Below are 25,094 nucleotides of genomic sequence, written 5' to 3' on the forward strand. Positions count from 1 at the left end.
CCGTGCTCATCGTACTCCGAAGACCCGGTGCAGGAACCGATCCATCCACAGCGTCGGCCCAGGATGTCAGCCTCACCCCCGCCGGAACGAACCGATCGCCTCGACATGGTGCGTGTGCGGGAACAGGTCGAGCGCCCGAAGCCCGGTGAGCTCGTAGCCGTGCGCCGCCAGCAACCCGACATCGCGGGCGAACGCCACCGGGTCGCAGGCGACGTAGACGATCTGGGCGGGCGAGGCAGCGGCGAGCGGATCGAGCACCGAGGCGCCGGCTCCTGCGCGCGGCGGGTCGAGCACGACCGTCGCCGCTGCGAGCCGCTCGCGCTCCGTGGCCGACGGAGTGCCGAGCGATCGCAGGTAGGCGTCGACACGAGCCGTGACGACCGCTGCGCCGAGCCAATCAGCAAGGTTCTCGGCGGCGTGCTCGGTCGCCCGCGCGTCGGATTCGACCGACGTGATGCGCACGCCTGACCCGAACCGGTCGCCGACAGCCGCGGCCAGCAGCCCGACTCCGCCGTAGAGGTCGAGGTTGGCGGCCTTCGGGTCGAAGAGCCCGGGGTCGATGGCATCCTGCACCGCCGCAGTGAGCGCCGCGGGGGCTGCGGCGTGCACCTGCCAGAATCCGGTGTCGTCAACCCGGAATTCGCGATCGCCGACCCGCTCGCGGATGACGGTGGGCTTCTGCGCCCCGATCACGAGGCGCGCCCCCTCTCCCACGCTCGGCGCGAGGATCGTCACGTCACCGGCGCCCGGCATCCGTTCCTCAAGCGGGGCGTGCTCGCGTACCGCCGCGACGGCGAGCGGCAGGCCGGCGACCGGGATCACCCGGTGCGACCTCGCCGCATAGGGGCCGAGGGCGCCGTCGGCGGCGGCGTGCAGGCGTTCGCGGGTGCGCCATCCGGTGCCGTCGGACTCACCGGGCAGCGCCTCGACGACCACGTCGCGCTCGACCTTCGCCATGCGGCTGAGCGCGTCGGTGAGCACGTGGGCCTTCAGGGTGCGCTGGTGGGCAAGGTCGATGTGGCCGTAGTCGGCGCCGCCGGGCCGGTCGGCGGGGTCCCGGTCGACAGACGCCTCCGCCCAGACGTGCGCCCGCCGGTGCGGGCTCGGCTCGAGCACCCGCACGGTCTCGGCGCGCCAGAAGCTCTTCTTCGCGTCGGCGGTGACGCGCGCGACGACGCGCTCGCCGGGGATCGCGTCGGCGACGAACACCACGCGGCCCTCGTAGCGGGCGACCGATTCGCCACCGTGGGCCATGTTGGTAGCCTCGACCTCGATCTCACGGCCTTGCATGTCGCCCATCCGTGAAGCTTAGGAGGCCGCTTCGATGAGCATCGGCACTGTGCAGCTCGTCCTCGCCTCGACCTCCCCCGCCCGGCTCGCGACCCTGCGCTTGGCGGGCATCGAGCCGGTCGCGATCGCCCCGGGCGTCGACGAGGATGCCGCGGTCGCCGCCGCCGGGCCGCTGGCGGTGCCGGAGATGGTGATGCTGCTCGCCCGGCTCAAGGCCGAAGCGGTCGCCGCCGCCCACCCCGACCTCGACGGGCTCATCCTGGGCGGGGATTCGGCGTTCGAGTTCGACGGCGTCGTCTACGGCAAGCCGCACCTGCCCGAGGTGGCGCGAAACCGGTGGCTGGCACAACGCGGGCGCTCGGGTCTGTTGCACTCCGGGCACTGGCTCATCGACACCCGCACCGGCCGCGCCACAGGCTCGCCCGCCGTCGCCGGTGTGCAGTTCGCCGCCGACATCACCGACGCCGAGATCGATGCCTACGTCGCGACCGGGGAACCGCTGCAGGTCGCCGGGGCGTTCACGATCGACGCGCGCGGCGCCGCGTTCATCGAACGCATCGACGGCGACCCGCACGCGGTGGTCGGGCTGAGCATCCCGTTGTTGCGTACTCTCGTGCGCTCGCTCGGAATGGAGTGGACCGACCTCTGGACGTGACCCACCGCATCCGACACCGCTTTCTGTGGAACCCCCACAAGAGGCGGCGCCCGCAACCCTGACTAGGCTCGGTTCTTATGGCCGCCGCCCCCGCACGTCGTATCACCAAAGTGCTCATCGCGAACCGGGGGGAGATCGCCGTTCGGGTGATCCGCGCCGCGCGCGACTCGGGAATCGGCTCGGTCGCCGTCTACGCCGACCAAGACCGCGACGCGCGGCACGTGAAGCTCGCCGACGAGGCCTACGCGCTCGACGGCACCACCTCGGCCGACACCTACCTCGTCATCGAGAAGCTGTTATCGGTCGCTCGCCGCTCCGGCGCCGACGCCGTGCATCCGGGTTACGGGTTCCTCGCCGAGAACGCCGACTTCGCGCGTGCCGTCATCGATGCGGGCCTCATCTGGATCGGCCCCTCACCGGATGCCATCGAGCGGCTCGGCGACAAGGTGTCGGCCCGCCACGTGGCCGAGAAGGTGGGCGCGCCGCTCGCGCCCGGCACGCTCAACCCGGTCGTGGATGCCGACGAGGTGCTGAAATTCGTCGACGAGGTCGGGCTGCCGGTCGCGATCAAGGCGGCCTTCGGCGGCGGCGGGCGCGGCCTCAAGGTCGCGCGCACCCGCGAAGAGGTGCCCGAGATGTTCGACTCAGCGGTGCGCGAGGCCACGGCGGCGTTCGGTCGCGGCGAGTGCTTCGTCGAGAAGTACCTCGACGAGCCGCGCCACGTCGAGACGCAGTGCTTGGCCGACTCCGCCGGCACCGTCGTCGTCGTGTCGACGCGCGACTGCTCGCTGCAGCGTCGGCACCAGAAACTGGTCGAGGAGGCGCCCGCGCCGTTCCTCACCGCCGAGCAGACCGAACTGCTCTACACGTCGTCGAAGGCGATCCTTCGCGAGGTGGGGTATCTCGGCGCGGGCACGTGCGAGTTCCTGATCGGCAAGGACGGCACGGTGTCGTTCCTCGAGGTGAACACCCGCCTGCAGGTCGAACACCCCGTGTCGGAGGAGGTCACCGGCATCGACCTCGTGCGCGAGCAGTTCCGCATCGCCGAGGGCGGGCTGCTCGACCCCGCCGACCCGGTCACCCACGGGCATTCGATCGAGTTCCGCATCAACGGTGAGGACCCCGGCCGCAACTTCATGCCGACGCCCGGACCGGTGCACGTGCTGCGCTTCCCCGGCGGACCCGGCGTGCGCGTCGACTCGGGCGTCACCACCGGCGACGTCATCTCGGGCTCGTTCGACTCGCTGCTGGCGAAGCTGATCGTCACCGGCCACACCCGCGCCGACGCCCTCGAGCGGGCCCGCCGCGCGCTCGACGAGTTCGAGGTCGCCGGGCTGCCGACCGTGTTGCCGTTCCACCGCAAGATCGTGCGCGACCCGGCTTTCGTCGCCGCCGACGGCGTGTTCGGGGTCTACACCCGCTGGATCGAGACCGAGTTCGAGAACGACATCGAGCCCTGGGGCGGGATCCTGACCGACTCCGGTGCACCCGAGAAGCGTCACGAGGTCGTCGTCGAGGTCGCCGGCAAGCGCGTGTCGGTGTCGTTGCCGACCAAGCTGCTGCCGGCATCCGGTTCGGTCTCGGCCGCCCCGGCGCCGCGACGCCGCTCCGGCGGCGGGGGTGTCGCTACGGCCACCGGCACCGCGATCGCCTCGCCGATGCAGGCCACGATCGTGAAGGTCGCCGTGGCCGAGGGCGACAAGGTCGTCAAGGGCGACCTGGTGCTCGTGCTCGAGGCGATGAAGATGGAGCAGCCCATCTCGGCCCACCGCGACGGCACGATCACCGCCCTCGACGCCAAGGTCGGCACCACCGTCTCAGCCGGGCACCGCCTGCTCGCGATCGAGGACTGACTTTCCGCGCCGTCACTTTCCGTTTTCAGGAAGCTGTGGTGTTGATGTGGCTGGTGTGCGCGTCCGAGGCTGATTGACCGGACTTCTGCCCCACTCGCCCCATAGCTTCCTGAATACGGAGAGCGGCAAGGATGTCCGCGACGCAGCCGTCCCAGTCTTCGCGGATGCGGAGGGTCGTGAGGCGGATGCTGGACTTCCCGAGGGCCGCGAGTGCCGCATCTCGTCGCCGATCCTCCTCGAACGCCTCGCGCGTGGAGTGGTGCTCGTATCCGTCGATTTCGAGAACGAGGATGTCGTCGATCACCCCGTCGACGCGCCCCACGCCAGGAATCCGCACCTGCTGCCGAATGCGGAGCCCGATCCTCCTGAGCCGCCGGACGACGATCGACTCGTAGCCTGAGCCGCATCCCGGGTGCGCGCCGGCGGCACGCAACCGTGACAATGCAGGCTCCTCCGCGAACACCGCTCTGAGTTCGTCGCGCGTCACCCTGGCGACTTCGATTGCCGTGTCGAGACACGCCATCGCGGTTTCGTGATCGGACCATCCGACGACCTGCCGGAGGCAGTCGTGCAGACTCACCCGCCAGCATTCGCGACTCGGGTCGGTGTCGACCCAGTGGATCTCGACCCGCCGATCGCTGCGATCGGGGGTGATCGCCCCATGCTCGCGGATCACCCGAAGCCGTGACGCGTTGCGCGGCACGGCGATGTGAAGGGTCTCGTCGAATCCCGCCCAGAGCCCGAAAGATCGGGCCGCACTCACGCCGCACAACCGGCCGCCGACGCGCACCGCGTCCACAGCATCCAGTGGTGCCACCGCTGTCGCGTAGTGTGCCCGCCGCACCCGGCGCACCTGGCCGAGACGAACCGCTCGAGTGATGTCGGACCCGGTCAGGCCCGAGTCGAGGATCTGCGCCCGCGTCGCGATTCCGCCGAACGCCGTCACGACCGCCGGTGCCGAGTACACCCTGCGATCGTGCAGCCATGAACGGCATCCGTTCCCCGGTGTCAGGTCACCCGACGAAGCGAGCCGCTCGACTCGGTCTGTGGAGGAGCGGCGCGCTTTCCGTTTTCAGGAAGGTGTGTTGCCCGAGATGAAGATGAGGCTGGAATCCGGGTTTTTCGCCACACCAGCCACACCAATCCCACACATTCCTGAAAACGGAAGGCAGGCAGCATCCGCGGAGCACCCGGGGCGGGAGCTACCCGACGATGTGCATCGCGCGGGCGGCGTCGGTGATCGAGCCCGAGAGCGACGGGTAGACGCTGAAGGCGCGGGCGAGCTGGTCGACGGTGAGGCGGTGCTCCACGGCGAGGGCGATCGGCAGGATGAGGTCGCTCGCCTTCGGGGCGACGACGACGCCGCCGATGACGGTTCCCGAGCCGGTGCGGGCGAACAGCTTCACGAAGCCGTCCTTGATGCCCATCATCTTCGCGCGCGGGTTGCTCGCCAGGGGCAGCTTGTAGATCTCGCCCTGCGCGATGCCCTGCTCGATCTGGTGCTGCGACCAGCCGACGGTGGCCACCTCGGGCTGGGTGAAGATGTTGCTCGTCACGTTGCGCAGCTCGGTGGGGGTGACCGCGTCGCCCATCGCGTGGAACACCGCCGTGCGACCCTGCATCGAGGCGACGGATGCCAGCGGCAGGAAGTCGCTCGCATCCCCCGCCGCGTACACCGACGGCATCGAGGTGCGGGCCACCCGGTTGACCCGGATGTGCCCGGATTCGGTGAGCTGGATGCCGGCCTCGACCAGCCCGATCCCGGACGTGTTCGGCACCGACCCGAGCGCCAGCAGCGCGTGCGACCCCGTGACCTCCCGGCCGTCGACGAGTTTCACGACCACCCCGTCGCCGGCGCGTTCGACGGATGCCATGCGGCTCTTGTTGAGCACCGTCATGCCGTTGCGGCGGAAGACGTTCTCGATGACCGTGGCGGCGTCGTGGTCTTCACCCGGCAGCACCTGGTCGCGGCTCGAGACGAGGGTGACCTTGGCACCGAGGGCGAGGTAGGCGGAGGCGAACTCGGCACCCGTGACACCGGAGCCGACGACGATGAGGTGCTCGGGCACCGACTCGAGCGAGTAGAGCTGGGTCCAGGTGAAGATGCGCTCGCCGTCGGGCTTCGCGGTCGGCAGCACGCGGGGCGACGCTCCGACGGCGACGATGAGGGTGTCGGCGGTGATCTCGTCGAAGTCGGTGCGCGCCTTGCCGCGACCGGTCGACGCGATGATCGTGTTGGCATCCTCGAGGCGCCCATCGCCCTGCACGATGCGCACGCCAGCGTGGGTCAGCGCGGCTTTCATGTCGGCCGACTGCTGCTGCGCGAGCGCCAAGAGCCGCTTGTTGACCGCACCGAGGTTGACGGCGACGTCGGGACGCACCGGGCGGTCGCGGTCGTTGCGGGTGAAGAACTGCACCCCGAGGTCCGCAGCTTCGCCGACCGCGGTCGCCGCTTCCGCCGTCGCGATGAGGGTCTTCGACGGCACGACGTCGGTGAGCACCGCGGATCCGCCGACGCCGGCTCGCTCGACGAGCGTCACATCGGCCCCGAGCTGCGCGCCGGTGAGGGCCGCCTCGTAGCCGCCGGGTCCTCCGCCGAGGACGGCCAGGCGATGGGTGCGCTCGAACTCGTACGGCATGCGTTCATTCTCACAGCAATCGCCAGCCGCCCGGGCCCGAGCGGGTTCTAGAGTGATCGGATGGGCACCGCATCCAACCCGCTCGACGACCCCGCCGCCGATCCGTTCGCGATCGCGAAGGATGCCGCGGCGCAGCTCGCCGAGGCGACCGGAGTCGCGAAACACGACATCGCCCTGACCCTGGGCAGCGGGTGGGCGAAGGCCGCCGACCTGCTCGGCGAGACCGTCGCCACGGTGCCGGCAACCGACATCGTCGGTTTCGGCAAACCCGCCCTGAGCGGGCACGTCGGAACGCTGCGCAGCATCCGCCTCCCCTCGGGCAAGCACGCGCTCGTGATCGGCGCACGCACCCACTACTACGAGGGCCACGGCGTGCGGCGGGTCGTGCACTCGGTGCGCACCGCGGCGGCGGCCGGGGCATCCATCATGGTGCTCACCAACGGCGCCGGTGGCATCAAGGAGCACTGGGCGCCCGGCACCCCGGTGCTGATCAGCGACCACATCAACCTCACCGCTGACTCGCCGCTCGAGGGCGCAACCTTCATCGACCTCACCGACCTGTACTCGCAGCGCCTGCGCGACGTGGCCCGCGGCGTGCAGCCCGACCTCGACGAGGGCGTCTACACCCAGTTCCGCGGCCCGCACTACGAGACGCCGGCCGAGGTGCAGATGGTGAAGGCGTTCGGCGGGCACATCGTCGGCATGTCGACGGCGCTCGAGGCGATCGCTGCCCGCGAGGCGGGAATGGAGATCCTCGGGTTCTCGCTCGTGACCAACCTCGCCGCCGGCATCTCGCCCGACGCGCTCAGCCACGCCGAGGTGCTGCAGGCCGGCAAGGATGCGGAGCCGGTGATCTCCGACCTGCTCGCGCGCGTCGTGGCGGCGCTGTAGTGCTCGCCCTCGAGGAAGCCCGCGCCTGGATGGCGCAGGACCCCGACCCGGTCACCCGGTCGGAACTCGACGCGCTCATCGCGCTCGCCGAAGCGGGAGAGGATGCGGCGGCCGCCGACCTCGCCGACCGGTTCTCGGGCCGACTCGAGTTCGGCACCGCCGGGCTGCGGGGCGAGCTCGGCGCGGGTCCGATGCGCATGAACCGGGTGCTCGTCGCCCAGGCCGCCGCCGGGCTTGCGGCGTACCTGCTCGCCCGCGACCCGCATGCGACCGTGGTGATCGGGTACGACGGGCGCCACAACTCCGCCGTCTTCGCGCGTGACAGTGCGGCGATCCTCGCCGGAGCCGGAGTCGAGACGACGATCTTGCCGCGCCCGCTGCCGACCCCCGTGCTCGCCTTCGCCGTGCGCGAGCTGCGGGCATCCGCCGGCATCATGGTCACCGCCAGCCACAACCCGGCCCGCGACAACGGGTACAAGGTGTACCTCGGCGGCGGCGACGACGGCGCCCAGATCGTGCCCCCCGCCGACGGCGAGATCGCTGCCGAGATCGAGCGCGCGGCGACGGTCGCGTTCACCGATCACCCCACCTCGCCGAACGTGCACACCGCCGACGAGTCGCTCGTCGACGCGTACGTGGCGCGCACGGCGTCGGGGGCCGGCGAGCCCGAACCGCTGCGCTACGTGTACACCGCGATGCACGGCGTCGGGCGCGAGGTCGCCGAGAAGGTCTTCGCCGAAGCCGGGTTCGCCGCTCCGATCGTCGTGGCCGAGCAGGCCGACCCTGACCCCGACTTTCCGACCGTCGCGTTCCCGAACCCCGAGGAGCCGGGGGCGATGGATCTCGCCTTCGCCGCCGCCCGCGACTCCGACGCCGACCTGGTGATCGCGAACGATCCCGACGCCGACCGCGTCGCCGTGGGCGTGCCCGACCCGGATGCCGACGGCGGCTGGCGACGCCTGACCGGCAACGAAGTGGGCTGGCTGCTCGGCTGGCGCGCGGCGCGCACACACGACACCGGCACCCTGGCCTGCTCGCTCGTCAGCTCCCCAGCGCTGCGCGAGGTGGCTCGGGTGTCGGGCCTGGACTTCGTCGAGACGCTCACCGGCTTCAAGTGGATCTCGCGCGCGCCCGCTCTGATCTACGGCTACGAGGAGGCGCTCGGCTACCTCGTCGACCCCGACAAGGTGCGCGACAAAGACGGCATCTCCGCCGCCGTCGCGGTGCTCTCGCTGTTCTCCGAGCTGCGGGCGACGGGCGAAACCCTCGAGTCGCACCTCGACCAGTTCGCGCTCGAGTTCGGGGCGTTCGCGTCGGCGCAGATCTCCATCCGCGTCGCCGAACTCGCCGACATCCCGCTCGCAATGACCCGCCTGCGTTCCGCTCCGCCCGATGCGGTGGGCGGCATCCGCGTCGAGGGCGTCGACGACTACCTGCTCGGGGTCGACGGCTTCCCGGCCAGCGACATCCTGCGGCTGCGGCTCGAGGGCGGCGGCCGCGTCATCGTGCGCCCGAGCGGCACGGAGCCGAAACTCAAGTGCTACCTCGACGCGTCGTCGCGCGACGGGTCGGCGGCCGAACGTCGAGCCGCAGCTGCCGCCGCCGTCTCGACACTCGAGGCCGGGATGCGGGAGCTGCTCGCGTAGGTCTCGACACGCCGCTGCGCGGCTACTCGACCACCGAAATCATGCCCGACCGAAACCCGCGATGATGCGCTCGATGAGCTCCTCGCGGTCTTCGAGCGGCAGGAACGCCGCGTCGGCCGCGTTGACCATGAACTGTTCGACATCGTCGGCGTCGTAGCCGAAGGCATCCACGAGCAGCGCGACCTCTCGGGTGAGCGAGGTGCCGCTCATCAGCCGATTGTCGGTGTTCACCGTGACCCGGAACCCGAGCTGGTACAGCACGTCGAACGGATGCCCGGTCATCCCCGGGCCCCACGCGGTGAACGCCGCCGTCTGCAGATTGGATGACGGGCTCGTCTCGAGCGGGATGCCGCGGTCTTTGATCCACTGCGCGAGGCGGCCGAGGGTGACGTAACTCGCCTCGTCGTCGCCCTCCTCCAGTTCGATGTCGTCGGCGATGCAGACGCCGTGGCCGATGCGCAGGGCGTGCCCGTCGACGAGGGCGCTGCGGATGCTCTCCAGCCCGTCGGCCTCGCCGGCGTGCACGGTCACGGGGAAGCTCTCCCGCGCGAGCAGGTCGAACGCGTCGGCGAATCGCGACGGCGGGAAGCCCTTCTCGGGTCCGGCGATGTCGAAGCCGTGGGCACCGGCGTCGCGGTGGCGCAGGGCGAGTTCGGCGATCTCCATCCCGCGGTCGTTCTGCCGCATCGCAGAGATGAGTTGCCCGGCGCGGATCCATCCCCCGCCGGCCTCAATGGCATCCACAGCTTCGTCGATGCCCGCCTGCACGGCCTCGACCGCCTGGTCGAGGGTGAGGCCCTGCTGGAGGTGCTGCTCGGGGGCCCAGCGCAGTTCGCCGTAGATGACCCCATCGGCGGCGAGGTCTTCGACGAACTCGCGGGCGATGCGCGTGAGGTTCTCGGCGGTCTGCATCACGGCGATCGTGATGTCGAAGGTCTTCAGGTAGTCGACGAGTTCGCCCGACGAGCACGACTCGAGGAACCACGCTTCGAGTGCCTCGGCGGTGTCGGCCGGCAGCTCGACCCCCGCGGCCGGCGCGAGGTCGATGATCGTCTGCGCCCGCAGCCCCCCGTCGAGATGATCGTGCAGCGAGATCTTGGGCAACTCGCCCAGAGGAACCCGCGTGCCCGGAAGGATGCGCTCAGCGTCAGTCACCCGTTCAGCCTAGGCGCGTCGGCGGGACGCGAACCCGTCCCAACGTGCGCGGATCAGGAGATCAGCCCGTCCCTGGGCGATCTCCCTCCCGCGGCACCCGATTCTCCTGATCCGCGCACGCTCGGCTGAGAGAAGGGGCGGATGCTCGCGAACCTACTCGACGCGACCGGCGATGAGGGGGCCGCCGTCGTCGACCGGGGAACCGGGATCGCCGATGGCCCAGGCACCCTCGAGGGCTTCGAGGGCGCGGGCGAAGCGGGCGGGTTCGTCGGCGGAGAGGGTGAACAGTGGCTGGCCGGCGCGCACCGGGTCGCCGGGCTTCGCGTGCAGGTCGATGCCGGCGGCGTGCTGCACGGGGTCCTCCTTGCGGGCGCGGCCGGCCCCGAGGCGCCAGGCGGCGATCCCGAACGGCAGTGCCTCCTGCTTGGTGAGGATGCCGTCACGGTCGGCCGTGACGACGTGCGTCTCGCGGGCGGTCGGCAGGGCGGCATCCGGGTCACCGCCTTGAGCTGCGATCATCGCCCGCCAGGAATCCATCGCCGAGCCGTTCTGCAAAGCACTTTCGACATCCGCATCGGGCAGCCCGGCGAGCGCGAGCATCTCGCGGGCGAGAGCGACGGTGAGCTCGACGACATCCGCCGGTCCGCCACCGCTCAGCACCTCGACGGATTCGCGCACCTCGTTAGCGTTGCCGATTGCGAGCCCAAGCGGCACGTGCATGTTGGTCAGCAGGGCCACCGTGCGAGTGCCCGCGTCGTTGCCGAGCCGCACCATCGTCTGCGCGAGCTCTCGCGCGCGCGCCGGGTCCTGCATGAAAGCGCCTGACCCGTGCTTCACATCGAGCACGAGGGAGGCCGTGCCCTCGGCGATCTTCTTCGACATGATGCTGGATGCGATGAGCGGAATCGCCTCGACGGTTCCGGTGATGTCGCGCAGCGCGTAGAGCTTCCCGTCGGCGGGAGCCAGCCCGGCACCCGCCGCGCAGACGACGGCACCGACGTCGGCGAGCTGCCGCATGAACTCGTCGTTCGACAGCTTGGCGCGCCACCCGGGGATGCTCTCCAGCTTGTCGAGCGTGCCACCGGTGTGGCCGAGTCCTCGGCCCGACAGTTGCGGCACCGCGACACCGAAGGATGCCACCAGTGGCGCGAGCGGGAGGGTGATCTTGTCGCCGACCCCACCCGTCGAATGCTTGTCGGTGGTCGGCTTGCTCAGCCCCGAGAAGTCGAGGGTCTCGCCCGTCGCGATCATGGCGAGCGTGAGGTCGCGGATCTCCTCGGGGGACATCCCCCGAAGGAAGATCGCCATCGTCATCGCCGACATCTGCTCGTCGGCAACGTACCCGCGGGTGTACGCGTCGACCAGCCAGCGGATCTGCTCGGTCGAGAGCGATCCGCCGTCTCGCTTGGTCTTGATCAGGTCGACGGCGTCGAATGCCTCTACGGCCATGGTGTTCTCCTGGGGTGGTCTCGACACGCGCTTCGCGCGCTACTCGACCACCGAATCGTGGTACTCGGCGAGTTGGCGGGGGCCGAAGGCGTCGGGCAGCACCTCGTCGATCGTGCGGATGCCCGACACGGTCTCCAGCAGCATCCCGGGAGCCGAGAACTCGTAGAGCAGCTGCCGACAGCGCCCGCAGGGCATCAGCACGTTGCCATGACCGTCGACGCACGAGAACGCGACCAGCTTGCCGCCGCCGGTGGCCGCGAGCGCCGACACCAGACCGCACTCGGCGCACAAGCCGACACCGTAGGAGGCGTTCTCGACGTTGGCGCCCTGCACGATCCGGCCGTCGTCGACGAGAGCCGCCGCCCCGACGGGGAAGTGGGAGTACGGCGAATACGACCACGTGCGCGCCTCATTCGCCGCTGCGCGCAGCGCCTCCCAATCCACGTCAGGCACTCGCTACTCCTTGGTGTACGGCTTGCCCGCGGCCCGCGGGCCGATGACCCGACCCGCGACCAGCGCGACCGCGAGAATCGTGACGACGTAGGGGGTCGCGGCAATCAGGTCGGACGGAATGGCAGCTCCCGCCTGCCCGGCCCAGATGCGGAAGTTGCTGCTGAACCCGAACAGCAGGGCGGCGAGCGCGGCGTACCAGGGATTCCAGCGCCCGAGGATGACGGCCGCGAGCGCGATGAACCCTTGGCCCGCGCTCATCTCCCGCACGAACGCCCCGACTCCGCCGATGGTGAGCGCCGCACCGCCGAGTCCGGCGATGAGTCCGGCGATCGAGACCGTCCAGAACCGTACCCGGTTGACCTTGATACCGACGGTGTCGGCGGCAAGGGGGTGCTCGCCAAGTGCCCGCACCCGCAGTCCCCAGCGCGTCTTGAACAACGCGTACCAGGTGAGCGGCACGAGCAGGAACATGAGATAGGTGGTGGGGCGCTGGTTGAACAGCACCGAGCCGAGCACCGGGATGTCGGAGAGCAGCGGGATCGGGATGCGCGGCATCGTTCCCGGGTTGTTGAACTCAGCCGAGTTCGGTCCGAGCACGGCCGAATACAGGAAGTTGGTGATCGCCGCGACGAGCCCGATGAGCACGACGCCGACGACGACCTGATCGACGAGGTACTTGATCGAGAAGGCGGCCAGCACCATCGAGATCAACGCCCCGGTCACCATCGCGGCGACGACCGCGAGCAGGTAGTTGCCGGTCGTCGACGCCACGACGGCGGCCACGAACGCGCCGCCGAGCAACTGCCCTTCGATGGCGATGTTGACGATGCCCACGCGTTCGCCGATCACTCCGGCGAGCGCGCCGAACACGATCGCCGTCGACAGGCCGATCGCACCGGTCAGCAGGAAGACGACGGGAACGCGACCGCCCGCGCCCACCCAGGCGACGAGGCTCACGAGGAACGCGAGCCCGACGATGAGGGAGATCCAGACCGGCACCGGCCGGCGCCGGGACGCGTACCAGAACCCGGCCGCGGAGGCGACGAGGGCGAGGATGCCGAGCACCCAGCCGAGGAGTCGCGGGTTCGCCGAGGTGGGCTCGAGCACGATCACATCGGAGTTGCCCGACCACCCGAATGAAACCGGGGTGTCGGTGCCGAAGATGCCGAACGCCACCACGGTGATGGCACCGAGCACCGCAAGCAGGGTCGGGATGCGCCAGGTGCGGGGTGCCAGGGCTGTGACGTGGCCGGTCGCCGGCATCGACGGAGCTGTCGTGGTCATCGCGCACCCCCTCGAGGCGCCGGGATGAATCTGAAGATGGCACGCACCAGGGGTGGTGCCGCGATGAACAGCACGATGAGACCTTGCACGACCCCGAGCACCTCGGGCGAGACATCCGCGAGCTGCATCGTCGGCTCGGCGGCGCGCAGCGCGCCGAAGAGCAGGCCCGCGAACAGCACCCCGATGGCGCGCGAGTTGCCGAGCAGCGCGACCGTGATCGCCTCGAAGCCGATGCCCGCATCCACGTTCGGCGCGAAGTTGCCGTCGCGACCGAGGGATTGGTTGAGCCCGGCCAGTCCGAGAAAGAGCCCCGACAGCACCATCGCGACGATCGCGGTCGTGTTGACGTTGATTCCGGCGGTGCGGGCGGCGTCGGGGTTGAGGCCGACCATCCGCAGCCGGAATCCGATCGGCGAGCGCTCCATCAGCCACCAGTAGACGCCGACGGCGAGGATGCACAGCACGAACGAGAGCCGCAGGTTGTAGTCCTCGCCGAGGATGAGCGGGAAGACCGCGGTGGGATCCGGCGGGATCGAGGTCGGGTTCGAGCCCGACTCCATGTCGTGCAGGATCGGGGTGCGCATCAGGTAGGTGACGAGCGAGATCGCGATGTAGTTCATCATGATCGTCACGATCACCTCGTGGGCGCCGGTGCGCGCTTTCAGGAACCCGACGATGCCGGCCCAGAACGCCGCCCCGAAGAATCCGAACAACATCGCCACGGCGAGGTGGATGACGAACGGCAGATGGATCTGGGACGCAGCGAACGACGAGAACGCCGCCGCCATCAGAATCTGCCCCTGGCCGCCGATGTTGAACAGGCCTGCGCGGAAGGTCAGCGCGATGCCCAGGCCCGCCGCGATGAGCGGGCCGGCCAGCCGGAGTGACTCGGTGAGGGGCCGGATGCCCGCCTCGAAGCTGTCGGCGCGGGTGTTGTAGAACGCTCCGCGGACGAGGGCCGCACCCGCGTCGCCCAGTGCGCGGCCGGCGGCGGCGAAGAAGTCACCCGGACGGGAGAAGAGGTAGCCGAGGGTCGTCGACACGTCTTCGTTGGTGAAGACGACGAGCAGGCCCGCGACGACAAGCGACAGCACGATCGCCAGCACGGTGCGAACCAGCCCACCCGCGGCGATGTCGTGCAGCACCTCGTTCCACGAGACCGGCTTGTGGGCATCCTCCGGCGGCGGCGGCTCTTGGACTCCGGTAGCGCTCGCGGTCTGGTCGAGGGGCGACACGGCCTCTTCCTTCGCGGTCACGCGAGCACCCCCGCCATGAGCTGACCGAGGGTTTCGCGCGGTGTGTCTGCGGGAACGATGTCGACGATCGCGCCCCGGTACATCACGGCGACACGGTCGGCAAGGGCGATCACCTCGTCGAGTTCGGTGGAGATGATGAGCACCGGCACTCCCGAATCTCGGACCGCGACGATCCGTTCGTGGATGAATTCGATCGATCCGACATCCACCCCGCGGGTGGGCTGCGTCGCCACGAGGAGTTTGAGCTCGCGCCCCAGCTCGCGGGCGAGCACGACCTTCTGCTGATTGCCTCCGGAGAGACGGCCGACCAAGGTCCCCGATCCGGGGGTTCGGATGTCGAACTCGCGGATCGATTCGTCGGCGAACTGATCGCGGTGCGCGAAGTCGATCGCGATCCCCGTGACGAACTCACCGCCGAAGCTGCGGTCGAGCATGAGGTTCTCGGCAACGGTGAACTCGGCGATGAGCCCGTCGGTCTTGCGGTCTTCGGGCACGAAACCGACACCCGACTCGAGCACCCGCCGCACGGTGTGGCCGATGATCTCCTCGCCGGCCAGCCGGATCGAGCCCTTGAGCTTGTGGCGCAACCCGACGAGCGCTTCGGCGAGTTCGGTCTGACCGTTGCCCTGGACGCCGGCGATGGCGAGAATCTCGCCCGCGCGGATCGAGAACGAGATGTCGTCGAGCAGCCGCTGACCGGTCGCGGCGAAGAGCGTCAGGTTTTCGACGACGAGCACTTCGTCGCCGAGCTTGGGCGGAGCCTTGTCGATCGTCAGCTCGACGTCGCGACCCACCATGAGCGAGGCAAGTTCGGCGGTCGACGCCGACGGCTCGGCGGAACCCACGACCTTGCCCAGCCGGATGACGGTGATGGTGTCGGCGACGGCTTTGACCTCGCGCAGCTTGTGGGTGATGAAGACGATCGAGGTGCCGCCGTCGGCGAGCCGGCGCATGGTCACCATGAGATCGTCGGTTTCCTGCGGGGTCAGCACCGCGGTGGGTTCGTCGAGCACGAGCACGCGGGCGTCGCGCGACAGCGCCTTGACGATCTCGACACGTTGCTGCACGCCGACCGGTAGGTCTTCGACGAGAGCATCCGGATCGAGGTCGAAGCCGAACCGGGCCGAGATCTCGCGCACCATCGCCCGCGCGCCGGCGAGATCGAGCACGCCGCCGAAGCGCGTGGGTTCATGGCCGAGCATGACGTTCTCGGCCACGGTGAAGACGGGGATGAGCATGAAGTGCTGGTGCACCATGCCGATGCCGGCGGCCATCGCCTCGCCCGGGCCGACGAAGTGCCGGATGGTGTCGTCGAGCAGGATCTCGCCTTCGTCCGGCTGGTACAGGCCGAACAGCACGTTCATGAGCGTGGACTTGCCGGCCCCGTTCTCGCCGAGGAGGGCGTGGATCTGCCCCGGTTCGACGACCAGATCGATGCCGTCGTTGGCAACGAGTCGACCGAACCGTTTGGTGATGCCACGAAGCTCGAGTTTCATCGGGTCCATCCTGCCGGATCGGGGGCGCTCCGGAAACGGCGAGCGCCGGGACGGATGTCCGCCCCGGCGCCCGCACTACCGGTTGCGAGGTTTCGCTACGGGGTGCTCAGCGGGTCGATCGACCCGTCGATGATGCCCGCCGTGATTTCCTCGAGCGCCGCCTTGGTCTCGTCCGACACCTTCGAGTCGAAGTCGTAGAAGTCGCTCAGCGCGGTGCCGTCGTTCTCCAGCGTGCCGACGTAGGCGTCAGTAGTGAACTCGCCGCCCGAGGAGAGGTCCTCGATGACGTCGAACACGGCCTGCGTCATGCGCTTTTCTACCGACGTCAGGATGATGTCGGCGAGCTCCGGCTGGGTGAGCGCGATGTCCTTGTCGACACCGAGCAGCACGGCGTTGGAGCCGCTGTCGCGGATCGCCGTCGCGCTCGCCGTGAACAGGCCACCGGCGACCGGGAACAGCACGTCGGCTCCGGCAGCGAGCTGGCCTTCGGAGATCGACTGGGCGACCGCGGTGTTGGCGAAGTCGCCGACGAAGTCACCCGACTCGGTGGCCGGGTCCCAGCCGACGACCGTGACGGCGGTGCCGGTCTCGGCCTCGTAGTACTTCGCGCCGTTGTAGTAGCCGGTCATGAAGTCGGTGACGGCCGGGATGTTCATGCCGCCGTAGGTGCCCACGACCTTGCTCGTCGAGTACGCCGCGGCCAGGTAGCCCGCGAGGAAGCTCGACTGGTTCATCGCGTAGGCGATCGGCTTGAGGTTGGCTTCGCCCTGGTTCCAGCCGTCGATCCAGACCAGCTGCGCCTCCGGGTTGGCCGCGGCGAAGTCGAAGATCAGGTTGTCGATCGAGAAGTTGAAGCCGACGGAGAAGATGACGTCGCAGTCGTTCTCGACCATGGCGGTGAGGTTGGGCTCGAAGTCTTCCGGGCTCGACGATTCGGCGTCGTCGATGTTGACTCCGAGCTCGTCTTCGGCCTTCAGGAGCCCGCCGAACGCGGCCTCGTTGAAGCTCTTGTCGTTCCAGCTGCCTTCGTCGGAGACGGCGCAGGCGAGGTAGTCGACAGCGTCGCCGCCTCCGCCCGCCTCGGGTGCTGGGGCGCAGCCGGCGAGCGCGAGAGCGCTGGTGCCGACGAGCGCGAGGCTGACGAGCGCGCGCTTACGGGTGATCAGATTCACTGGGGATCCTCCATGTGCAAAAGCCCCGACGGGTACGCCGGGGTGTGATGGCTCAGGCTAACCCCCGTGTCAACCCGGCGACCAGTGGCCACGGTCTCGCCGCGCCATTAGTTACCAAAGCGCGACACTCGCGAAATGTGGACGAAATGATCGCTCACAAAGCGGGGCTGAAGTCCCGAGGGGGTGTTGTCGTCGTTCCGAGTAGGCCGATCAGGTAGTCGAGGAAGGCGAGGCGGTCGACCGCCTCGATGACCGTCGCATTGGGTTCGAGCCCGTGCACGCCCCACGACATCGCCGAATACCCGCGGGTGAGTTCGGAATCCGCCTCCACGTCGACCGCGTACCGCCCGCTCGCGGCGACCAGCTCGGGATGCAGCAGCACGGCGGCGGTCAGCGAGTCGGGGTGCGTCGACCCCGCGATCCCCACCGACTCGTCGAACGCGAGCGTGGTCTCGCAGACCCGCACCACGAACCGGGCGAGCGGCGTTCCGACGGTCGCGATCCGGGAGATCTCATCGCGGCTGAACACGCCGTCGACGAGGGTGAGCGGAGCCCAGGGCACGACGACGATCTCGGCGAATCCGGCCGCGAACACGGTCTTGGCGGCATCCGGGTCGACGTAGAAGTTGAACTCCCCGGCCGCCGTGATGTTGCCGCGGGCGTTGTTCGAGCCGCCCATGATGTAGAGCGCCTTGACGTTGCCGACGAAGGCCGGGTCTTTGACGATCGCCATCGCGATGTTGGTGAGCGGCCCGATGCAGACGATCGTCAGCTCTCCCGGGGCTTCCGCGGCGAGACGGATGAGGGCATCCACCCCGTGCTCGTCTTGCGGGGCGAGACCCGACTCGTCGATCGCGAGCCCGCCGCCGCCGTCGCCGTGCACGTTCTCGGCCGACACCCACTCGCGCACCAGCGGCCGACGGCAGCCGAGGTAGACGGGAACGTCGAGCCGGTCGGCGACATTGAGCGTCATCCAGGCGTTGTGCACCTGGGCGTCGAAGCCGACGTTGCCGGCGACCATCGTGATGGCGCGCAGGTCGGCGTCGGGGTCGAGGAGACCGACCAGGATGGCGACGCAGTCGTCTTGCGCGGTGTCGGTGTCGATGACGAGAGGGATGGCCACGGTCCAACGCTAGGACAGTGGCCGTGGCGACGCGCGCGCGGTGGGGATAGCGTCGCGCCATGTTCGATCGCTTCGCGACTCTGACGACTCCTCACGTTGCCGATGCATGCCTTCGAGTGGGCATCGCCGTGCGCTGCGCCCCGACGGGGCTGCGGGGGCTGACCCCTGGGATGCGGATCGCGGGACGCGTGCTTCCCGCCGTGCACGCGGGAAGTGTCGACGTCTTCCTCGAAGCGGTGTCGACGGCACGGCCGGGCGACGTGCTCGTCGCCGACAACGGCGGCCGGCTCGATGAGGCCTGCATCGGCGACCTCGCGGCCCTCGACGCCGCCGCGGGTGGCGTCACGGGCATCGTCATCTGGGGGCTGCACCGCGACAGCGCCGACATTGCACAGCTCGGGATGCCGCTGTTCAGTCTCGGCGCGCTGCCCACCGGGCCGCAGCGTCTCGACCCGCGGCCAACCGGTGCGCTCACCGCCGCGCGGGTCGGCGAGTGGACGGTGACGAACGAGGATGCCGTGTTCGGTGACGAGGATGGCGTGCTGTTCGTGCCGCTCGACCGGGTCGACGAGGTGCTCGAGACCGCAGCCGGCATCGCCGCCACCGAGGGGAGACAGGCCGACCTCATCCGCGGCGGCACCTCGCTGCGCGAGCAGGTGCGCTTCAACGACTACCTCGCGGCCCGCGCCGCCAACCCCGACCTCACCTTCCGCGACCACCTGCGCGGCGTTGGCGGCGAGATCGAGGTGTAGGTCTCGACACGCCGCCTCCGGCGGCTACTCGACCACCGAAGTCAGAGGACTTCGGAGCGACCCGAGAGCTTGAGGGCATCCACGACGCTCTTCACGCGTTGGGCGTTTGCGCTCGTGGTCACCAGGAGGGCGTCAGGGGTGTCGACCACGATGATGTCGCGCACGCCGATCAGCGAGATGATGCGGTCGGTCGTGCTCACGACGATGCCGCTCGAGGCATCCGCGAGCACCCGGGCGTTCTCGCCGAGGATCGCGAGGTCGTTCTTGCGGCCGCCGGAGTGCAGTTTCGCGATCGACGCGAAGTCGCCGACGTCGTCCCAGTCGAAGCTGCCCGGCACGACGGCCAGTCGCCCGGCAGCGGCAGCCGGCTCGGCGACCGAGTAGTCGATCGCGATCCTGGTGAGCCCGGGCCAGATCCGGTCGACCGCGGGGCCGCGCGTCGTCGGGTCGTCCCAGGCGGCGGCGAGCTCTTCCAGACCCGCCACCAGCGCGGGCTGCGTCTCGCGCATCTGGTCGAGCAGCACATCCGCGCGGGCGACGAACATGCCGCCGTTCCACAGGTGTTCCCCGCCGTCGACATACTGCTCGGCGGTGGCCAGGTCGGGCTTCTCGACGAAGCTCTCGACGCGCAACGCCTTCGGCGCCCCGGGGATGCCGAGGTTCTCGCCGCAGTGGATGTAGCCGAACCCGATCGCCGGTTCCGTCGGGGTGATGCCGACGGTCGCGATATAACCCGCATCGGCGACCAGGACGGCCTGCTCGATCGCGCGACGAAAGGAGCGCTCGTCGCTGATCACGTGGTCGGCGGCGAACGAACCGATGATCACGTCAGGCTCACGGCGCACGAGGATGGCGGCGGCGAGGCCGATCGCGGCCGACGAGTCTTTCGGCTCACTCTCGAGCACGACGTTGGCGTCGGCGAGTTCGGGGATCTGCTGCTCGACGGCTGCCCGATGAGCCCGCCCTGTGACGACCATGATCCGCTGATCGCCCGAAAGCGGAGCCAGCCGGTCCCACGTGCTGCGCAGCAGGGTGCTGCCCGACCCGGTGAGGTCGTGCAGAAACTTCGGCGCGTCGGCTCGCGAGAGCGGCCACAGCCGCGAGCCGATGCCGCCGGCGGGGATCACGCTGTAGAAGCGGGCGAGCGCGTCGGGGGGTTCGACCATGCTCGGTAGCGTATCCGCGGCTTGCTGAGCAGAGACTTCAACCGGCGTACACCTCTCGGTCACGCCGAGGTCGCCGGCAGCCGGGTCGGCGGAACATACCGTCGCGAACATGAGGGTCGCCGTGGTGAGCGAGAGTTTTCTCCCGACGGTGAACGGGGTGACGACATCGGTCGTGCGGGTGCTCGATCACCTGGCCGCACGAGGGCACCAAGCGACCGTGATCGTGCCGGCCGCGGGTTCGCCGCGCGAATACGCCGGGTTCCCGGTCACCCAGGTGCCCGCGCTGGCCTACCGGCAGTTTCCGGTCGGCCTGCCGAACTCGCAGGTGAGCGCATTGCTCGCGTCGTTCCGACCCGACGTCGTGCACGTCGCCGCCCCGTTCCTGCTGGGAGCGCAGGCGATCGCCGCCGCGAACCGGCTCGGCGTGCCGAGTGTCGCGATCTACCAGACGGATGTATCGGGGTATGCCAAGCGCAACCGGCTTTCCGCCGCGAGCGCCTTCGCGTGGCGTCTGGTGCGCTGGATCCACGAGGGCGCCGACCTGACCCTCGCCCCGTCGACGACGGCGCTCGCCGACCTGCGGGCCGCAGGGGTGCCCCGCCTCGACCGCTGGGGACGCGGGGTCGACCTCGAGCGTTACCACCCGAGCCGGCGGGCCGGGCCGCACGCTCAGGAACTGCGCGCGCGGCTCTCCCCCGACGGCGAGACCATCGTCGGTTACGTCGGCCGCATCGCTCCCGAGAAGAGCCTCGAGCGACTCGCCGAGCTGCGAGACATCCCGGGGTTGCGGCTCGCTGTCGTCGGGGACGGCCCCGCGATGCCGCAGCTCACGCGGGCCCTCCAGGGGATGCCGGTGACCTTCCTCGGCGCTCTCGGCGGAGAGGACCTCGCCAACGCCTACGCGGCACTCGACGTGTTCGTTCACACCGGCACGGAGGAGACGTTCGGGCAGACCCTTCAGGAAGCACACGCCAGCGGGCTGCCGGTCGTCGCTCCGCGTGCGGGCGGCCCGATCGATCTCATCGACCACACGGTCGATGGATTGCTCTACGACCCGGCAGCTGATTCCGACTTGCGGGCAGCCGTCGCGTGCCTGGTCGCAGCGCCCGAACTGCGGGCACGCATGGGCGAGGCGGGCCGTCGCCGGGTGCTCGGCCGGTCGTGGGCGGCGATCTGCGACGACCTGCTGGAGTTCTACGGCCGGGTCATGACCGATCGCGCGCTCGCCGTCGCGCGCGCCTGAGCGTCGGCAGTTCACCTAGACTGGGCAGCACTGATTCACACTGCGGCGCGCCACCCCGCGACGGAGCACAAGGAGGAATCCGTGTCCAGCGAGGCCGCGGCAAAGATCCGGGCTCCCAAGATCCAGACCCCGAAGCGACCCGTCGGAACTCTCTACCGCGGCCGCGAGGGAATGTGGTCCTGGGTGCTCCACCGGATCACCGGAGTCGCCATCTTCTTCTTCCTGTTGGTGCACATCCTCGACACGGCGCTCATCCGGGTGGATCCGGAGGCGTATGACGCCGTCATCGGCGCCTACAAGACTCCGATCATGGGCCTCGGCGAGATCGGCCTCGTCGCCGCGATCGGCCTGCACGCCCTCAACGGCCTGCGCATCATCGCGATCGACTTCCTGGCGATCGGCCCCCGCATCCAGCGTCTGATGTTCTGGGTCGTCGTGGTCGTCTGGGTGCTGCTGCTCGCCGGGTTCATCCCCCGCCAACTGATGAACATCTTCGGAGGCGAATGATGGGCGCGGCCACCGTCATCCCAGCACCCAACACCCGCGCCCCCCGACGTCGCCGCGTCAACTGGGAGATGTGGGGCTGGCTGTACATGCGCTTCTCGGGCATCTTGCTCGTCGTGCTGATCTTCGGCCACCTGTTGGTGAACCTGTTCCTCGGCGACGGGGTGAAGGCGATCGACTTCGCGTTCGTCGCCGGCAAACTCGCCGACCCGTTCTGGGTGGTCTACGACCTGCTGCTGCTCTGGCTCGCCCTCATCCACGGCGCGAACGGCATGCGCACGATCATCAACGACTACGCGCACGGCCGCCTGCGCGTCGTGTTCCTCGTCGCCCTCGCGGGCGCCACGATCGTGCTCCTCGCGCTCGGCACCCTTGTTCTCACGACGTTCGACCCGTGCATCGGCGAACCGTCGGCCACCCTCGCTCCGCTCTGCGCGGCGCAGTAACCCCCGGAAGCGACACAGCATGGAATTCGAAGACGGGGATGTCATCGACGGCGTCCACTATCACCGCTACGACGTCGTGATCGTGGGAGCCGGCGGCGCCGGCATGCGCGCCGCGATCGAGGCCGGGCCGAAGGCCCGCACGGCGGTGATCACGAAGCTCTACCCGACCCGGTCGCACACGGGGGCGGCGCAGGGCGGCATGGCTGCCGCGCTCGCCAACGTCGAGGAAGACAGCTGGGAGTGGCACACCTTCGACACCGTCAAGGGCGGCGACTACCTGGTCGACCAGGATGCGGCCGAAATCCTCGCGAAGGAGGCGATCGACGCCGTTCTCGACCTCGAGAACATGGGTCTGCCGTTCAACCGCACGCCCGAGGGCAAGATCGACCAGCGCCGCTTCGGCGGTCACACCCGTGACCACGGCAAGGCGCCCGTGCGTCGGGCCTGCTACGCCGCCGACCGCACCGGCCACATGATCCTGCAGACGCTCTTCCAGAACTGCGTGAAGCTCGGCGTCGAGTTCTACAACGAGTACTACGCCCTGGATGTCGTGATGACCCAGGTCAAGGGCAAGGAGCAGCCCTCCGGTGTCGTCGCCTACGAGCTCTCGACCGGCGAGATCCACGTCTTCCAGGCCAAGGCGATCGTGTTCGCCACGGGCGGCTTCGGCAAGATCTACAAGACGACGTCGAACGCGCACACCCTCACCGGCGACGGCGTCGGCATCATCTGGCGCAAGGGCCTGCCGCTGGAAGACATGGAGTTCTTCCAGTTCCACCCGACCGGACTCGCCGGCCTCGGCATCCTGCTCACCGAGGGTGCCCGCGGTGAGGGGGCCATCCTGCGCAACGCGTCGGGCGAACGCTTCATGGAGCGCTACGCCCCGACCATCAAAGACCTCGCGCCGCGCGACATCGTGTCGCGCTGCATGGTGCAGGAGGTCGCGGAGGGCCGCGGCGCCGGCCCGCACAAGGACTACGTGCTGCTGGACTGCACCCACCTCGGCGCCGAGGTGCTCGAGACGAAGCTGCCCGACATCACGGAGTTCGCTCGCACCTACCTCGGGGTCGACCCGGTCGTCGAACCGGTGCCCGTGATGCCCACCGCGCACTACGCGATGGGCGGCATCCCGACCAACGTCAAGGCCGAGGTGCTGCGCGACAACGACACGATCGTTCCCGGGCTCTACGCCGCCGGTGAATGCGCCTGCGTGAGTGTGCACGGTTCCAACCGGCTCGGCACGAACTCGCTGCTCGACATCAACGTCTTCGGCAAGCGCGCCGGCAACAACGCCGTCGAGTACGCGAAGACGGTCGACTTCACGCCGCTGCCGAAGGACCCGGCGGCGTTCGTGACGTCACTCGTGGCCCAGTTCAAGAACTCGACCGGCACCGAGCGCATCGCGCACCTGCGCAAAGAGCTGCAGGACGAGATGGACCGCAACGCCCAGGTGTTCCGCACCGACTCCTCGCTCGAGAAGGTCACCCACACGATCTACACGCTGCGCGAGCGGTACAAGAACGTGTCCATCCAAGACAAGGGCAAACGCTTCAACACCGACCTGCTCGAGGCGATCGAACTCGGCTTCCTGCTCGACCTCGCCGAGGTCGTCGTCTACAGCGCGCGCAACCGCAAGGAGAGTCGCGGCGGCCACATGCGCGACGACTACCCCGACCGCGACGACGCCACCTACATGAAGCACACGATGGCGTACCTCACGGGCGACCCGCACTCGCCTGATGCCGCCGACCACATCACGCTCGACTGGAAGCCGGTCGTGATCACCAACTACCAGCCCATGGAACGGAAGTACTGAGGATGTCCGCGACCGCCGAAGCTGCCGTGCAGGCCTTTACCGTCACCCTCATCATCCGCCGCTTCGACCCTGAGGTCGACGAGGAGCCGCGCTGGGTCGACTACGACGTGCAGATGTACCCGACCGACCGCGTGCTCGACGCGCTGCACCAGATCAAATGGGAGCAAGACGGGTCGCTGTCGTTCCGCCGCTCGTGCGCGCACGGCATCTGCGGCTCGGATGCCATGCGCATCAACGGCAGGAACCGGCTGGCCTGCAAGACCCTCATCAAGGATCTCGACATCAGCCAGCCGATCTACGTCGAGGCGATCAAGGGCCTGCCGCTCGAGAAGGACCTCATCGTCGACATGGAGCCGTTCTTCGAGTCGTATCGGCAGATCCAGCCGTTCCTGATCGCGAGCGACAAGCCCGACAAGGAGCGCATCCAGTCGGTCGCCCAGCGCGCGATCTTCGACGACACCACCAAGTGCATCCTGTGCGCCGCGTGCACCTCGTCGTGCCCGGTCTTCTGGACCGACGGCCAGTACTTCGGCCCCGCCGCGATCGTCAACGCGCACCGCTTCATCTTCGACAGCCGCGACGAGGGCTCGCAGGTACGCCTCGACATCCTCAACGACAAGGAGGGCGTCTGGCGCTGCCGCACGACCTTCAACTGCTCCGAGGCCTGCCCTCGCGGCATCGAGGTCACCAAGGCGATCGCCGAGGTCAAGCAGGCCGTGCTGCGCGGCAACCCCGGTCTGCCGAAGCTCGATTTGACCGTGGTCTAACCCGCGGGCAACGGTCGGTAGCCGCGGAGCGAAGGGCG

General features: G+C 69.3%; 22 protein-coding genes. 10 read left to right on the forward strand and 12 right to left on the reverse strand.

Annotation, left to right across the window (positions count from 1 at the left end):
• Nucleotides 1-72: 72 nt before the first annotated feature.
• Nucleotides 73-1,299, reverse strand: coding sequence for a class I SAM-dependent RNA methyltransferase (locus tag WBL06_RS07795; protein WP_424455421.1), 1,227 nt, complete (start codon nucleotides 1,297-1,299; stop codon nucleotides 73-75).
• Nucleotides 1,300-1,324: 25 nt separating this feature from the next.
• Between WBL06_RS07795 and WBL06_RS07800 the strand changes: the two genes are divergently transcribed.
• Both WBL06_RS07800 and WBL06_RS07805 read left to right on the forward strand, forming a co-directional pair.
• The gene (locus WBL06_RS07800) at nucleotides 1,325-1,945 is read left to right on the forward strand and encodes a Maf family protein (RefSeq protein ID WP_424455422.1); all 621 of its coding nucleotides are present in this window, start codon (nucleotides 1,325-1,327) and stop codon (nucleotides 1,943-1,945) included.
• 77 nt (nucleotides 1,946-2,022) lie between these two features.
• On the forward strand, nucleotides 2,023-3,798 hold the full coding sequence (locus WBL06_RS07805; RefSeq protein ID WP_424455423.1) for an acetyl/propionyl/methylcrotonyl-CoA carboxylase subunit alpha: 1,776 nt from the start codon (nucleotides 2,023-2,025) through the stop codon (nucleotides 3,796-3,798).
• A 25-nt stretch (nucleotides 3,799-3,823) separates the two neighbouring features.
• On the opposite strand, the gene WBL06_RS07810 is transcribed toward WBL06_RS07805, so the two are convergent.
• Complete coding sequence (locus tag WBL06_RS07810) at nucleotides 3,824-4,765, reverse strand: DUF559 domain-containing protein (RefSeq protein ID WP_424455424.1); 942 nt, start codon at nucleotides 4,763-4,765, stop codon at nucleotides 3,824-3,826.
• Nucleotides 4,766-5,000: 235 nt separating this feature from the next.
• Nucleotides 5,001-6,437, reverse strand: a complete 1,437-nt coding sequence (locus WBL06_RS07815; RefSeq protein WP_424455425.1) for an NAD(P)H-quinone dehydrogenase — start codon at nucleotides 6,435-6,437, stop codon at nucleotides 5,001-5,003.
• 60 nt (nucleotides 6,438-6,497) lie between these two features.
• Between WBL06_RS07815 and WBL06_RS07820 the strand changes: the two genes are divergently transcribed.
• On the forward strand, nucleotides 6,498-7,328 hold the full coding sequence (locus tag WBL06_RS07820) for a purine-nucleoside phosphorylase (protein ID WP_424455426.1): 831 nt from the start codon (nucleotides 6,498-6,500) through the stop codon (nucleotides 7,326-7,328).
• 29 nt (nucleotides 7,329-7,357) lie between these two features.
• Nucleotides 7,358-8,974: a phospho-sugar mutase gene (locus tag WBL06_RS07825; RefSeq protein ID WP_424455487.1), complete on the forward strand. Its 1,617-nt coding sequence runs from the start codon at nucleotides 7,358-7,360 to the stop codon at nucleotides 8,972-8,974.
• 39 nt (nucleotides 8,975-9,013) lie between these two features.
• Here WBL06_RS07825 and WBL06_RS07830 read toward each other — a convergent pair whose 3' ends face one another.
• From WBL06_RS07830 to WBL06_RS07865, 8 genes are all read right to left on the reverse strand, one after another.
• On the reverse strand, nucleotides 9,014-10,129 hold the full coding sequence (locus WBL06_RS07830; RefSeq protein ID WP_424455427.1) for an adenosine deaminase: 1,116 nt from the start codon (nucleotides 10,127-10,129) through the stop codon (nucleotides 9,014-9,016).
• Nucleotides 10,130-10,282: 153 nt separating this feature from the next.
• A complete protein-coding gene (locus WBL06_RS07835; RefSeq protein ID WP_424455428.1) occupies nucleotides 10,283-11,578 on the reverse strand; it encodes a thymidine phosphorylase in 1,296 nt (431 codons plus the stop codon).
• A gap of 39 nt (nucleotides 11,579-11,617) precedes the next feature.
• Complete coding sequence (locus WBL06_RS07840) at nucleotides 11,618-12,031, reverse strand: cytidine deaminase (protein WP_424455429.1); 414 nt, start codon at nucleotides 12,029-12,031, stop codon at nucleotides 11,618-11,620.
• 3 nt (nucleotides 12,032-12,034) lie between these two features.
• A complete protein-coding gene (locus tag WBL06_RS07845; protein WP_424455430.1) occupies nucleotides 12,035-13,315 on the reverse strand; it encodes an ABC transporter permease in 1,281 nt (426 codons plus the stop codon).
• Nucleotides 13,312-14,571 (reverse strand): ABC transporter permease, encoded by a 1,260-nt coding sequence (locus WBL06_RS07850; RefSeq protein ID WP_424455431.1) that lies wholly within the window; start codon nucleotides 14,569-14,571, stop codon nucleotides 13,312-13,314. The genes WBL06_RS07845 and WBL06_RS07850 overlap by 4 nt, the downstream gene beginning before the upstream one ends.
• Nucleotides 14,568-16,067, reverse strand: coding sequence for an ABC transporter ATP-binding protein (locus tag WBL06_RS07855; RefSeq protein ID WP_424455432.1), 1,500 nt, complete (start codon nucleotides 16,065-16,067; stop codon nucleotides 14,568-14,570). The genes WBL06_RS07850 and WBL06_RS07855 overlap by 4 nt, the downstream gene beginning before the upstream one ends.
• A 95-nt stretch (nucleotides 16,068-16,162) precedes the next feature.
• The gene (locus tag WBL06_RS07860; protein WP_424455433.1) at nucleotides 16,163-17,239 is read right to left on the reverse strand and encodes a BMP family lipoprotein; all 1,077 of its coding nucleotides are present in this window, start codon (nucleotides 17,237-17,239) and stop codon (nucleotides 16,163-16,165) included.
• A gap of 154 nt (nucleotides 17,240-17,393) precedes the next feature.
• Nucleotides 17,394-18,362, reverse strand: a complete 969-nt coding sequence (locus WBL06_RS07865; RefSeq protein ID WP_424455434.1) for a nucleoside hydrolase — start codon at nucleotides 18,360-18,362, stop codon at nucleotides 17,394-17,396.
• A gap of 59 nt (nucleotides 18,363-18,421) precedes the next feature.
• Here WBL06_RS07865 and WBL06_RS07870 point away from each other — a divergent pair, with 59 nt between their 5' ends.
• Entirely contained in the window at nucleotides 18,422-19,114 is a 693-nt protein-coding gene (locus tag WBL06_RS07870) for an RraA family protein (RefSeq protein WP_424455435.1), read from the forward strand.
• Nucleotides 19,115-19,155: 41 nt separating this feature from the next.
• Here the strand turns inward: WBL06_RS07870 and WBL06_RS07875 are convergent, their stop codons facing one another.
• The gene (locus WBL06_RS07875) at nucleotides 19,156-20,280 is read right to left on the reverse strand and encodes a mannose-1-phosphate guanylyltransferase (RefSeq protein ID WP_424455436.1); all 1,125 of its coding nucleotides are present in this window, start codon (nucleotides 20,278-20,280) and stop codon (nucleotides 19,156-19,158) included.
• Nucleotides 20,281-20,389: 109 nt separating this feature from the next.
• Between WBL06_RS07875 and WBL06_RS07880 the strand changes: the two genes are divergently transcribed.
• From WBL06_RS07880 to WBL06_RS07900, 5 genes are all read left to right on the forward strand, one after another.
• Nucleotides 20,390-21,523, forward strand: coding sequence for a glycosyltransferase family 4 protein (locus tag WBL06_RS07880; RefSeq protein WP_424455437.1), 1,134 nt, complete (start codon nucleotides 20,390-20,392; stop codon nucleotides 21,521-21,523).
• An 81-nt stretch (nucleotides 21,524-21,604) separates the two neighbouring features.
• Entirely contained in the window at nucleotides 21,605-22,030 is a 426-nt protein-coding gene (gene sdhC, locus WBL06_RS07885; protein WP_424455438.1) for a succinate dehydrogenase, cytochrome b556 subunit, read from the forward strand.
• Nucleotides 22,027-22,473, forward strand: coding sequence for a succinate dehydrogenase (locus WBL06_RS07890; RefSeq protein ID WP_424455439.1), 447 nt, complete (start codon nucleotides 22,027-22,029; stop codon nucleotides 22,471-22,473). Before sdhC ends, WBL06_RS07890 begins: the two co-directional genes overlap by 4 nt.
• A 19-nt stretch (nucleotides 22,474-22,492) precedes the next feature.
• Nucleotides 22,493-24,289 carry a succinate dehydrogenase flavoprotein subunit gene (gene sdhA / locus WBL06_RS07895; RefSeq protein WP_424455440.1) on the forward strand — a complete coding sequence of 599 codons (1,797 nt, stop codon included), beginning with the start codon at nucleotides 22,493-22,495 and terminating at the stop codon, nucleotides 24,287-24,289.
• 2 nt (nucleotides 24,290-24,291) lie between these two features.
• The gene (locus tag WBL06_RS07900) at nucleotides 24,292-25,056 is read left to right on the forward strand and encodes a succinate dehydrogenase iron-sulfur subunit (protein ID WP_424455441.1); all 765 of its coding nucleotides are present in this window, start codon (nucleotides 24,292-24,294) and stop codon (nucleotides 25,054-25,056) included.
• The last annotated feature ends 38 nt before the right edge of the window (nucleotides 25,057-25,094 follow it).

Source organism: Pseudolysinimonas sp. (genome assembly GCF_049651805.1).
Lineage (GTDB): Bacteria > Actinomycetota > Actinomycetes > Actinomycetales > Microbacteriaceae > Pseudolysinimonas_A.